Here is a 12094-nt window from a genome sequence, read left to right as displayed (position 1 = left end):
CCGCGGTCCGTGACGACGGTGCCACGGGCGCCGGACGACGCTAGGGCGCAGCCGTCACCGCGGCGTCACGGTCGTACGGGCCCAGGTGCTGCCGCGCGTGCCGAGGTCAGTCGTCGAGCGAGTCCTCCACGCGCTCCAGCAGCGCCACGATGCCGGCCTCCAGGTCGACGGTCTGCTGGTGCTCCTGTGCCCGGAGCCCGCGGAGCCGATCGACCTCGCCCTCGTCCCCGCTGCGGAAGAACGCCGCGATCGCCACGACCTGCAGCCGCTTGTTCTCCACGAGGTCGGTCAACTGTCCGTGCACTCCGCTCAACTGGGAGTCCCGCACCTGCATGGCCGCGAGCTCGTCCCGCAACGCGGCCAACTCAGCCGCGGGGCCGTTCAGCAGGCGGGACGCCGTGGTCTGCGGATCGATGCTCCGGTCGGTGGCCAGGCGTGCGGCCTCGGCCGCCGAGGCGTCGAACCGGGCGCGCGCATCCGGCTCGGTACCACTCAGCCATGCGGCGACCTCGATGTCGGCCTCCGCCTGCTGAGAGGCCTCACCCTCCACCGTCCCCGTCGCCGCCCACGGTGCGACGACCGACGGAGCGGACAGCACGCCCACGCCGGCGAGGAGCGTCAACAGCGCCCCCAGGACAGGGGCCAGCCCGGACGTCCGCGTCGAGCGGACGGCCAGTGCCCCCGCAGCCGAGGCGGCCAGCACGACGGCCAGGACCAACCCCAAGGGGATCGCGAGCGACTCCAGGAGGACGGGGGTCACCCCGCCGAAGGCGTCGAGGCCGACGACGAGCAGGCCGAGCACCCCGACCCCACCGGCGACCTCGGCCGCCAGCACCCCCAGCCCGGGTCCGCGTCGCGGCACGAGCAGCGCCATGGCGAGTGCCGCGCCCCCGGCGCCTGCGGCCACGACCCAGAACAGGGCGACGGCCTCGTCCGCGGACCCGGTGGCGCCGCCGACGACCCGGTACCCCAGCACCATGACGGCGGTGAGGGCGCCGCACAGGACACCGGTCGCGAGGGCGAGCAGTCCGGTGCGCGGTGGTGCGGGCCACGGGACGACGACTTCGTCCTCGACGAGCCACCGCGGCGCGGACGCCGCCGAGCGGGTGAGGACCACAGCAGCGAGGGCCGTCGTCGTGAGCAGCCCCGCGACGGCTGCCGGCACCGTCGATCCGACCTCACTGACCAGGACGCCGCTGGCCAGCAGCCAGCCCTCCTCGAACGCCTGGCGCAGGACCTCCCACAGCCACAGCGCCGCGCCGAAGGCGACGCTGCTCGCGAGCACCGCCACCAGCCAGCTGCCCAGCGGCCGTCGGAGTCGCGGCGCGACGTCGGACCACAGCTCCCCGAGCCCGGCGACGGCGTACGTCGCTCCGAAGGCCAGCACGGCGCCGAGCACCACCCAGCCGGGGTGCTGCGTGGGCAGCCCGAGCCCCGTGTTGCCCAACGAGGTGACGTGCCCGAGCAGCAGGCCACCGGCCAGTCCGACAGCCGCGAGGAGGACACGAGGCCGGGTCCCCACCACTCGGCTCAGGAGCGCCTGCCGCCACAGCGCGAGACCGAGGGTGCACCCCAGCAGCGGACCCAGCAACAGGCACACGAGGACGACGACGAGATCGGTCCGCCCCGCCGGCGCCAGGACGGTGGTGAGCACGGCGGTCAGGAGCGGCGTGCTGAGGCCGACCAGGAAACCGGTCACGCCGCCGTCCAGACCGGTGACGGCCGCGATCCGTTCCGGTCGATCCAGCACCGCCGTCCGGGCCGTCCTGGTCGGGTGGTTGGCCACCGGTCCGCGCCACCGGGCCGACCCCTCGCGCGGCTCGACGCCGAGCTGGGCGACCCACGCCTGTCTGCGTTCGGGGTGTCGGGCCACCGACCGGACGTCCGCGTCGAACTCCCGGCTGCGCAGCGCGGCCGCGGCAGTGAGCAGTGCCACCCCGGCCACGAGCGACGCCCGCCACAGGTAGTCCGGCAGGCTCGACAACTCCCAGGCCACCAGTTCCGTGGCCACGGGTAGGAGCAGGAGGCCGACGACCGCGTAGCGCAGCGAGCGGGTGATCCACGTCAGCGGCACGTCGGACGCAGCCAGGTGCGCCAGCTCGTGACGGACGTGCGGGTCGAAGACGTCCGGCTTCCTCCACTTGGCCGCGACGCCCGGCGGCAGGACGACGGTGTACCGGCCGGGAACACCGAAGCTGAACGCCTCGGCGGAGCTGCTGTGGCCGATCAGCAGCCGCGGAGTCGGCCGCACCCCCGCCTCGGCCGCCAGCTCGGCGAAGCGCCGCTCGGCATCCGCCAGCCGGGGGTTGGGCCGACGCAACCTCCGGCTCCGCTGCAGATGGGCGGGAGTGGCGTAGAGGATCGCGGCACCGATGACGCCGGCCACGAGCAGGCCGCCGAGGGACCACGCAGCCCTCGTGCGTTCCACCGGGGCGGTGCAGTCGACGAAGCGCTCCTGGCGGTCGAACGTCGCCGTGGGGTCCGCCGGGTCCACCGGCGCACCGAACACCACCTCGCTGCACTCGGCGACGGTCCCGGCCCAGCGGTCGCCGGCGGAGGTCGTGTTGTGCAGCCACGTGCCGACGAACAGCCCAGCGGTCAGGAGCGAGGTCATGACCAGGACGAACCGGGTCGTCGTCGGGGCCGGATAGGCGAGGACGTCCACCCGTGGGCGGGTGCCTTCGAGCGTCTCCACGAGGCCTCCTGGTGCAGGCGACCGGTCAGGCGGCTCTGCGTAGCCCGCCGACCACCGATTCGGCCAGCAGCCGCGCGCGCTCCTCGTCGAGGCCGACGTCCCGGGCCCTGGCCAGGGCGACGTCGCGGACGTGCTCCACCTGGGCGCTGTCCAGCGACGGCGGCTCAGCGGCGTCCTCGCCGCCCAACCCCAGCATCCGGCGCACGAAGCGCAGCAGCCGTGGCCGCACGTTGTCCCCCAACGCCTCCACGACGACCCCGGACAGGTACTCGACGACCTGGCCGGCGACCGCGAGGACCACCGGCGTCACCAGTGCCAGCTCGACACCGGACCCCACGGCCTCGTCCCGCCGCCGCGGGTTCAGGACGGCCTCGGGATCGCGGAAGTAGTCCTCAGCGGCGTCGTCGAAGACCGCCAGCTCGTCCGGGTCCAGCTGCTCGACCAGCTCTGCGGCGAGGTCCTTCACCAGCGACCGCTGCTCGTCGTCGGCCCGTTGGCTCCCCTTGATCATGTCCGCCCCCTCCCGTCCGGAGGTCGGCGCCTCCGTTCCGGTAAAGCGCACGGTAGTGACTCACTCACGCCGGGACAGGGACTTTGGACACCGTTCGGAAGTGACGCCCGCGTGACACCCGCCGGCGACGCTGCGCTCGTCCGCCGAACGGCTACCGCGACCCGCGGTCGGCTCCAGGCGTGTGACAGGTCCTGGTGAGGGGGTGGCGGCGTGCCGACGGACGGGCGCTTGTACGGGATCGACTCCTGGGTGGCCTGGCGCGACCACGCTCCACGCGACTTACGTCCGACACGTCGGGCGCCCGGGGAGATCGAGAGCCAGCCCGCCTTCGACGTCAGCACCTACCGCGATCTGGCGACCGTCGTGTCCTTCCTGAACGTCATGAACAAGCACCATCACCTGCTGTTTCGCGGGCAGTCGCGAGAGACGTTCCCGTCACCCACCCTGACGAGGGACACCTGGGCGACCCACCGGCTGCCCACGCCGGTGCGGCTCGTGGACAGACGCGCGGACTACTACGAGGCGCTCGGGCCACTGTCCGCGGCGGTGACCCGGATGCTGGCCGGCAGACTGCCGCGGCACCGGCCCTTCGAGAAGGCATCGGATCCCAGGAGGCGACAGCTGCGGGTTGCCCCGTGGGCGGTGATCCAGCACTACGAACTCTGGCCCACACCGTTGCTCGACCTCACCGGTTCCCTGCGCGTGGCTGCGTCCTTCGCCTTCGGCGTCCCTGCATCCCGCACCACGGGGCTCCTGTACGTGTTCTCAGCGCCCCGAGTCGTCAGCGACCTGATGCCCCCGCGGCCGTCCGCCCGCCGCATGACAGTTCGCCTCAGCGCCGTCTGCCCGCCGGGCACCCAGAGACCGCATCTGCAGGACGGTTACCTCGTGGGCGATCCGCAGGCCGACGCGGAGTCGCTCGACGAGTCAGCCCGGCTCCTCTCGGACTGCCTGGTCGCCGTCTTCCGCCTGCACGATGGCGCGGCGAGCGGGAATCCTGGCTTCTGGGACGAGGACTTCCCGCCACACACAGCGCAGTCCCTGCTGCCGACCGGGAGCGCCGACGACCTCGCGGCCGCCTTCGACACCGCCTTCACCTACCGGTTCGAGAACGGGGTCGCCGTCGTGGAGCACCACTGAGGTCACGACGTCACAGCAGTACCCGGCCACCTCATCGGACCAGCCGGCAACGGTGGAGTTCCCGTCCTGGGGTGATGCGGCCTCAGTGGTCGCCGCGGCCCGGGTCCACGTCCTGCCCGGTGACGTCGTCGAGCCAGCTCCGGACGGCGTCGAGCACACCGTCGGGAGACGACGCGACGGCGACGGTGACCTCCTCCGCGGGCCTCCCGGCGGCGGCGTCCCGCTGGGTCAGGAGCCGAGCCCTGAACGCTCCCGCGTCCTCCAGCCAGACGCGGATGAGCAGTGCCGCACTCCGGTGGTCGACCACGTCATCTCCTACGGGGTGCCGCGCAGCGTCACGGTCCCTGTACGGCAACCGCGCGACGCGGTCGGGGTACCGGGTTCCATGCTCAGCGGTCACGCTGCGCTCCACAGTCCCCTGTCCGGATGACGCACCGACGTGGACGGGTTCCCCTCCTCTCGTGCCCGCGTCTCAGCCGGAAGACGTCCGACCGCTGGGCACCCGTTGCCTCGGGAGGTCACCGTCGCGGACCGGGTCGCGACCCCGCGGGCACTCCGAGTGCCGGCCGGCGAGGGTCCGCCGGATCCGCGGCACGTGCCGGACCAATCGAGTCATCAGCTCGGTCGGTGGCACGCCCAGCTCGTCCTCCAGCATGGTCCGGAAGAGCTCGTACGCCCGGATCGCCTCGGCCACGTTCCCCTCGGCCAGGTGGATCCGGACCACCAGCCGGTGGGCGCTCTCCCGCAGCGGTTCGGCCCTGACCGCTGCGTGCGCCGCCTGCAGTGCCTCACCGTGGCGTCCGAGCGAGGCCAGCCGGACCGCCACGGCCTCCAGCGCCTGCAGGCGGAGCTGGCGGAGCCGCTCGCGCTCGAGGAGGACCCAGTCGTCGTACCACCCGGGGAGGAGGTCGCCGAGGAGGGCGGAGTCCGGCAGAGCGACGTCCTGAGACCCTCCGGACGGCACCACCACCCGCCGCGCCCAGTCGCTCAGCTCCCGCACGTCGACCCGGACGTCCGTCGCCAGCTGGAGGCAGGTCCCCGATGCCTCGACCAGGCCGGGTGCGGCCTTGTTGAGCCGCCACAGCGCCGACCGCAGACTCCCGTGCGCGTGGTCCTCGGGGACGTCGGGCCACAGGTGGCCGGCCGTCGCCGCGCGGGTCACCCTGGTGGACAGGCACAGGTGTGCCAGCAGGCGCTGCACCGCACGGGGCAGGTCGTCAGCGGACGGCCGGAGGGCCCTGCCGGGCAAGGTCAACCCGAAGCCCTCGAGCAGTGTGACGCGGGTGGGGGATGAACGGTCCACGGGAGGGCTCCTTCCTCCGGGGACGAGCGACGGGAGACGAGCCGGCGCAGCAGGCGCCCCCGCCAGGCTGCGGATCGCGCCGCGGATGACCGCCGCGGACACCGGATCCTCCGAGGCGGATGCGACGGACCCCGGCCCACGGACCGTCCGGGATGCCGGCCGGGCATGGGCAACGGCCCTGTGGCGGTGCAATCGGACGCAGCACGGGACCAGGCAGCGCTCACGTGCGAGGTGGTGCGGCCCGGAAGCCGCAGGACCCGGGCCGTCGATCAGGTGAGGCAGGTGGGCCGCGTCCGTTTGACCTGCCCACTCTCGTCGGCGCTGACCGTCCTGACACGCGAGTGCACGACTCCGACCGGCATGACTCCCCCTGGCCGCACGCACGAGTGATGCGGGAGGGCAACGCTAGTCACGCAGAGGCGTCGGGACCGTACGCAGTTGTGCGTATTGAGGAGCGACGGCGGCCCTCGCTACGTCCGGTGACACGGCGGAACTCGACCGTGACATAAGGCCCTTGCTCACCGGCAGCGACGGAATACGCTCCGTCGCGTGTCGCGCCTCACGACATGTCATGCACGATGGCTGGAGCTCGTCGCCGACGTCCTGCAGGGGCAGACCGGCGCTCGCGAGTTCCCGCACGCGCAGGTGGCCGACCTGCTCCTGGAGTCCTTCGACGCAGCGTGCTGCTCGCTCAACGTCGTGGACGGCGCGTGGGTGGACCACGTCGTCGGCGGCTGGCCCGAGGGCTACCTGCCGAAGGCGCCGCCGTCCGGTGAGCTCCCCGACGCCACCACACACCCGCTCATCCGCTGGTACTCGGTCACGGGCAGCTCCTCGCCCCAGATCCTGGGCCGGGTCCCCCGCGAGGTGGCTCCCGTGGCCATGGTCACCGGCTGGTCGGAGTTCGCACGTCCCTTCGGGATCACCCACCAGCTCGCCCTGCCGCTCCGGGTCGGCGACGGGATCGAGGCCTACGTGGTCAGCCGACCCGACGACGACTACGACGACGCCGATGCCGAGCTCGCGGACCTGGTCCGCCACGCGGTGGCCGCGCTCGTGCGCCACCACCGGGTGCTCGCAGACGTGGCGGAGTGTCAGAGGGAACGCGTCCGTGGCACCCGCCTGACGGAGCGCGAGTTCGCCGTCCTCACGCTCCTGGGGGCAGGTCTCACCGCTGAGGCGATCGCCCATCGCTTGCACACCTCCCCGCGGACGGTGCACAAGCACCTCGAGCACCTGTACCGCAAGCTCGGCGTGCGCGACAGGCTCATGGCGGTCCAACGCGCCCGCGACGCCGGCCTCCTGGCTCCACCGACCGAGCCCGGCAGACGGGACGGCACGGCGGACACTTCAGCGCTGCGCCGCTCCCTCCAGAGCGCATCGCCCCGTTGATGCGCCGACGCCCACGAGCCATCCCACTCGCTGCGCCGGTGGATGACCTCGATCGGCCGGCGCGGACCAGGGCCGCATGCGTGTGCGTGTGTACTCCGAGTACGCCGTCGGCCGGTGGCGGGGTCGTCTGAGTATGGCGGCGGTCGTGCCGCCGGATCACCGGGTAGCCGGCCGCGTCGGCACTCCTGCCGCTCTGCCGACGCCCACGGGCACCGGTAGTTGGTGGCCGAGTGCCTGACCGGGCACGACCCCCGGATCGAGGACAGCGAGCCCGCCTACCGTGCGGTCATGGCCTCCGCCCCTCGCACCGCCGCCCGTCTCCTGCTCGGCACGGCGATGGTGGGCGCAGGACTGCTCCACCTGACGACCCAGCGGCGGCAGTTCCAGGCCCAGGTGCCCGACTGGTTCCCCGTCGACCCCGACCTGACGGTGCTCGCCTCGGGCGTCGCCGAGATCGCCCTGGGCGCGGCCTTCGTCGCGCTCCCGCGCAGGAGGCGGCTCGTCGGAGCGCTGCTGGCGGCGTTCTTCGTGGTGGTCTTCCCCGGCAACGTCGCCCAGTACCTCGAGGGCACCGACGCCTTCGGCCTCGACACCGACCGGGAGCGACTCGTCCGGCTGTTCCTCCAGCCCGTGCTCGTGCTCCTGGCCCTGTTCGGCGGCGGCTGGTGGCAGCGCACCCGTCAACGCTGAACCCGCCTCCGCGACCCGAGGCCGGGCGTCACACCCGTCCCTCGCTCCGGGCCTTGATCCCCTCGGCCTCGGCGGTCAGGTAACGATCGGTGAGGCGGCGGTAGAACCGCCCCATCACTCGACCCACGACGCCGGCCTGCTCCACCGCCAGCGTCACGTGCGTGCCGCCGGTGCCGAGGTCCTCGAGCAGGTGCCGAGCGGTGGTGCGCACCCCCGGGCCGGTGGCCACCCAGCTGAACGAGCGGCCCGGCTCGAGCTCGGTCACCACGTACTCGGTCGGGGGGATCCGGGGCTGCTCCACCCGGACCCGGGACCCGACGGCCAGCGGCCCGTCGTCGAGACGTCGCACCGAGGTGACCGTCGGAGCCCACTCCGGCCACCGCCCGACATCGGACAGCACCGCCCACACCCGCCCGACCGGGGCCTCGACGTCGATCGTCGTGCTCTGCTCCACCGGGTCATCCTGCCGGAGGTCTCCGGCTCCATGGACCGCTCACGACGAGAGGTAGCGGATCACCGCCAGCACCCGGCGGTGGTCGTCGTCGCTGAGCGCCAGGCCGAACTCGTCGTAGATGTGGGACGTGTGCTGCACGACCGCCCGCTCGGTGATCGACAGGGTCCGGGCGATCGACGCGTTGGTCCGGCCCTCGGACATCAGGGCCAGCACCTGCTGCTGCCGTGGAGTCAGCCGGTCGAGGGCATCGTGGTGCCCCCTGGCGCGGGCGACCACGAGGCCCACGACCTCGGGGTCGAGGACGGTGCCGCCGGCGGCGATGCGGCGGACGTCGTCGGTGAAGGTGTCGATGTCGGCGATCCGCTGCTTGAGGAGGTACCCGACGCCCGACGGGCGGTCGCCCAGCAGTTCGACGGCGTAGGCGCGCTGGAGGTGCTGCGACAGCACGAGGACGGCGATCCCGGGATGCCCCCGGCGGATCTCCACCGCCGCCCGCAGGCCCGCGTCCCTGTGGTCGGGCGGCATCCGGATGTCGGTGACGACGATGTCGGGGACGTGTTCCTCGGCGCTGCGGACCAGCTCGTGCGCGTCCCCGACCGCGGCGACGACGTCGAACCCGGCCGCCTGCATCACGTGCGTGAGCCCGGTCCGCACCAGCGCCTCGTCCTCGCCGATCACGACCCGCACGGCAGCTCCACCAGCAGGTGTGTGCCCCCGCCGGCCGGGCTCTCGATGGTGAACCGGCCGCCGAGGGCGTCGACGCGATCGGCGAGGCCGTGCAGCCCCACGCCACCGTCCTGGGTCGCACCGCCGACGCCGTCGTCGGCCACGCCGATGACGAGCCGGGGCGGCGCGTGCTCCAGCGTCACGGTCAACGTGTCGGCCGCGGCGTGCTTGACCGCGTTGGTCAGCGCCTCCGCGACCACGAAGTAGGCCGTCCTCTCGACCGTCGCGGGCAGGCGCCCGTCGACCTCGGCCACCGCCAGCCGGGTGGGCAGGGGCATGCGGTCGACCAGGTCCTCGATCGCCGCGGTCAGGCCCCGCTCGACGAGGGCGGCCGGCATCAGGGCGTGGACGATCCCCCGGAGGTTCCGGGCGGCACGGTCGATGCCGACGCGCAGGCGCGTCGCCGCGTCGGGGAGGTCGGCCGCCCCGTCGATCCGAGCCAGTCGTTGTGCCTCCAGCGCCAGCAGGACGAGCTCCACCTGCAGGCCGTCGTGCAGGTCCTGGGCGATGCGCTGCCGCGCCCGGTCGCCTGCATCGACGAGGCGGGCGCGCGACTGCCGTAGGTCGGCATGGCTGGCCCGCAGCTCGGCCGTCAACCGGTCGTGGTCGATGGCCAGGGCGGCCACCCGACCCGCCCCGCGGACGAGTTCGGCGTCGTCGACGACCGTCGCGTCGTAGACGATGGCGCCGATCCGCCTGGTCCCGAGGTCGATGTCGACCAGGTGGCGGTGCGCGCCCAGCGCCGACGGATCGAACGGGGTGCCGTCGCCGTCCACGAGGGCGTGCCCGTCCCGCGACGCGTAGACGACCTGCAACGACGCGTCCCCGAGGGTGCGTCCGAGGGCGTCGGCGAGCCGTTCCGGGGTGGCGGCGGACGACGCCAGCCAGGCACTGAGCTCCTGGATCTCGGCCGTCCTCGCGAACCCGCCGCGCAGCATCGCCGCCGCGAAGGCGACGGGCACCCCGGCCAGCAGGACGATCTGGAACCCGACCACCTGCGCGACCGAGAGACCGGCGGACGGACCCAGGAGCGGACCGAGCGGCGTCGCCAGGACCGCCAGGATCCCGTAGGCGTACAGCGGCAGCAGGACCCTGCGCTGGCCGGGCGTCGCGGCGCGCAGCCGGTGGGCGAGCACACCCGCGGTCACCACCATGACGACCATCCCCGCGCCGCGCTGGAGCCAGGTGCCGGCGGAGAGCAGGTCCGCCCGAGGACCGACGGAGAGCATGCCGCCCGGGCTGGCCCCCGGATCGAAGAGGTAGAGCGGGACCTGCAGGACGAGCGACACCACGAAGGCCCCCGCCACCGTCAGCCGGGAGGTCCGCGAGCGGAGGCGGCCGGACGGGAAGGCGTGCAGCAGCCACACCACGACGGCGAGCGGGGTGGTGGCGAGCACGACACCGACCGCCACCAGGGCGGGTGTCCCGGTGTTGGCGAGAGCGACCACGAACCACGACAGGGCCCCGATGACCATGATCGGGCCGGTCCGGTTGCTCGGCCGGCGCCGCCACGCCGCCAGGCCTGCCGCCAGGTGGACGACTCCCCCGGCGGGGAACGACGCGAGCAGCCACCACGGAGCGACGCGCGAGTCGGCGACCAGGGCGACCTCGACGCCGGCGACGACGACACCGAGTGCGCCGGTCAGCGCGAGGCTCAGCGTCAGCGCCCGCGCCAGCGGCGATCGGACACCTCCCCGACGCGCCACCGGTGCAGCATGGCACCGGCGACGCGCGGTCGGTGCCGCATCGCACCCGTGACGACTCCCGCGTGACCTGTACCCAGGTACAGGGCGGCGGGCCACCCCGGTCCATTGCCCGGCGGTCACGACGTCGCCAGGGTCGCTCACGTGAACCGCCGAGCGGCTGCCCTCCCGTTGGTCGTGCCGGCCGTCGTGCTCCACCCTTCGGAAGGTCGACCATGACTGCTGCAGAGCGCTCGAGCGGATCTCGTCGTTCGCGGGCACCCGGCCCGCTGGCCGCCTCGATCGCGACGACGGCGGTCGCCCTGCTGGTCGTGGCGCCCGCCCCCGCGCACGCGTCACCGGGTGGCGCGGCGGCGCCGTCGGAGGTCCCGGCGTACGCCGCGGCCGTCCAGCCCGAGCTCGACCGGCTCGTGAGGGACCTCGCGGTCACCGGCGCCGTCGTCCTGGTGCGGTCCCCCGAACTCGGCGACTGGACCACCACGATGGGCACCCGGACCTGGCACGGCACGGAGCCGGTCACGCTCGACGACCACGTCCGGATCGGCAGCAACACCAAGACCTGGACCGCCACGGTGATCCTGCAGCTGGTCGACGAGGGCCGGATCGGCCTGGAGGACCCCGTCTCGTGGTACCGCCCGGACGTGCCCAACGGGGAGAACATCACCATCGCCCAGTTGCTGGACATGAGCAGCGGGCTGGCCAACTACACCGAGGACCCGTGGCTGAACGAGCAGATGGACAGCGACCCCGGCCGGGTGTGGGACCCGGAGGAACTGCTCGCGATCGGCCTCGCCGAGCCACCCGCCTTCCCCCCGGGCGAGGGGTTCCTGTACTCCAACACCAACTACGTGCTGCTGGGCGTGATCATCGAGCAGCTCACCGGGGTCCCGGTGGAGCAGGCCTTCCAGGAGCGGATCTTCGACCCGCTGGAGCTGGGCGAGACCTCCTTCCCGGCGCGGACCGACGCCTCGATCCCGCAGCCGCACCCGCAGATGTACACCTTCGGCACGAACGTGGAGACCATCGACAGCCTCGTGCTCCCACCGGAGGTCCAGGCCGCAGCCCGCGCGGGCACCCTGGAGCCGATGGACGTCACCGACGCCAACCCCTCCTGGGGGTGGACCGCCGGCGCCGGGATCTCCACCGCGCCGGACCTCGCCGACTACGTGGAGGGACTGGTCGACGGGTGCCTGCTCAGCCCGCAGCTGCAGCAGCAGCGGATCGCCAGCGTCCAGCCGCTGGACCCCGACGACCCGGCCAGCCCCGGCTACGGGCTCGGCCTGGCCAGCTTCGGGCCCGTGTACGGACACACCGGTGAGCTGCCCGGGACCAACTCCTTCATGGGCCACGACCCGGTCCGGGACATCACCGTCGTCACCTGGACCTCCACCGCCCCCGCACCCAACGGCGAGGGGCCGGCCGTCGAGCTCGCCCGGGCGGTGATCGAGGAGCTCTACGCCGACTGACCGGGACACCACCC

The 12094-nt window shown here is 73.4% G+C and carries 11 protein-coding genes; 4 read left to right on the top strand and 7 right to left on the bottom strand.

Features of this window, described 5'->3' with window-relative positions; genetic code table 11:
• Positions 1–106: 106 nt before the first annotated feature.
• Together HLV61_RS10970 and HLV61_RS10965 are read right to left on the bottom strand one after the other, a co-directional pair.
• Positions 107–2695 carry a hypothetical protein gene (locus HLV61_RS10970; RefSeq protein ID WP_369255250.1) on the bottom strand — a complete coding sequence of 863 codons (2589 nt, stop codon included), beginning with the start codon at positions 2693–2695 and terminating at the stop codon, positions 107–109.
• Positions 2696–2720: 25 nt separating this feature from the next.
• The gene (locus HLV61_RS10965; protein WP_369255248.1) at positions 2721–3206 is read right to left on the bottom strand and encodes a hypothetical protein; all 486 of its coding nucleotides are present in this window, start codon (positions 3204–3206) and stop codon (positions 2721–2723) included.
• 228 nt (positions 3207–3434) lie between these two features.
• Here HLV61_RS10965 and HLV61_RS10960 point away from each other — a divergent pair, with 228 nt between their 5' ends.
• Positions 3435–4346, top strand: coding sequence for an FRG domain-containing protein (locus tag HLV61_RS10960; RefSeq protein ID WP_369255246.1), 912 nt, complete (start codon positions 3435–3437; stop codon positions 4344–4346).
• A gap of 82 nt (positions 4347–4428) precedes the next feature.
• Here the strand turns inward: HLV61_RS10960 and HLV61_RS10955 are convergent, their stop codons facing one another.
• Both HLV61_RS10955 and HLV61_RS10950 read right to left on the bottom strand, forming a co-directional pair.
• Entirely contained in the window at positions 4429–4746 is a 318-nt protein-coding gene (locus tag HLV61_RS10955; RefSeq protein ID WP_369255244.1) for a hypothetical protein, read from the bottom strand.
• 72 nt (positions 4747–4818) lie between these two features.
• On the bottom strand, positions 4819–5649 hold the full coding sequence (locus HLV61_RS10950) for an AfsR/SARP family transcriptional regulator (protein ID WP_369255242.1): 831 nt from the start codon (positions 5647–5649) through the stop codon (positions 4819–4821).
• A gap of 549 nt (positions 5650–6198) precedes the next feature.
• Between HLV61_RS10950 and HLV61_RS10945 the strand changes: the two genes are divergently transcribed.
• Positions 6199–7041: a response regulator transcription factor gene (locus HLV61_RS10945; RefSeq protein WP_369255240.1), complete on the top strand. Its 843-nt coding sequence runs from the start codon at positions 6199–6201 to the stop codon at positions 7039–7041.
• Positions 7042–7329: 288 nt separating this feature from the next.
• Positions 7330–7731 (top strand): DoxX family protein, encoded by a 402-nt coding sequence (locus tag HLV61_RS10940; RefSeq protein WP_369255238.1) that lies wholly within the window; start codon positions 7330–7332, stop codon positions 7729–7731.
• Between the two features lie 28 nt (positions 7732–7759).
• Here the strand turns inward: HLV61_RS10940 and HLV61_RS10935 are convergent, their stop codons facing one another.
• Genes HLV61_RS10935 through HLV61_RS10925 form a run of 3 tightly spaced genes read right to left on the bottom strand, consistent with a single transcriptional unit; the run spans position 7760 to position 10617 of the window.
• Positions 7760–8185: an SRPBCC family protein gene (locus tag HLV61_RS10935; protein ID WP_369255236.1), complete on the bottom strand. Its 426-nt coding sequence runs from the start codon at positions 8183–8185 to the stop codon at positions 7760–7762.
• Positions 8186–8224: 39 nt separating this feature from the next.
• Positions 8225–8872, bottom strand: a complete 648-nt coding sequence (locus HLV61_RS10930) for a response regulator transcription factor (protein WP_369255234.1) — start codon at positions 8870–8872, stop codon at positions 8225–8227.
• Positions 8860–10617, bottom strand: coding sequence for a sensor histidine kinase (locus HLV61_RS10925; protein ID WP_369255232.1), 1758 nt, complete (start codon positions 10615–10617; stop codon positions 8860–8862). Before HLV61_RS10925 ends, HLV61_RS10930 begins: the two co-directional genes overlap by 13 nt.
• A gap of 212 nt (positions 10618–10829) precedes the next feature.
• Between HLV61_RS10925 and HLV61_RS10920 the strand changes: the two genes are divergently transcribed.
• Entirely contained in the window at positions 10830–12080 is a 1251-nt protein-coding gene (locus HLV61_RS10920; protein ID WP_369255230.1) for a serine hydrolase domain-containing protein, read from the top strand.
• Positions 12081–12094: the final 14 nt, after the last annotated feature.

It is taken from the genome of Geodermatophilus amargosae, from assembly GCF_041028265.1.
Classification (GTDB): Bacteria; Actinomycetota; Actinomycetes; order Mycobacteriales; family Geodermatophilaceae; genus Geodermatophilus; species Geodermatophilus amargosae_A.
Note: the sequence above shows the minus strand (reverse complement) of the source record. Positions and strands in the feature narration are given on the sequence as shown.

What these genes read in the sequence shown, in the direction of transcription:
- HLV61_RS10940 (WP_369255238.1), top strand. Translation starts at nt 7,330, where the DNA reads ATGGCCTCCGCCCCTCGCACCGCCGCCCGTCTCCTGCTCGGCACGGCG.
- HLV61_RS10965 (WP_369255248.1), bottom strand. Translation starts at nt 3,206, where the DNA reads ATGATCAAGGGGAGCCAACGGGCCGACGACGAGCAGCGGTCGCTGGTG.
- HLV61_RS10920 (WP_369255230.1), top strand. Translation starts at nt 10,830, where the DNA reads ATGACTGCTGCAGAGCGCTCGAGCGGATCTCGTCGTTCGCGGGCACCC.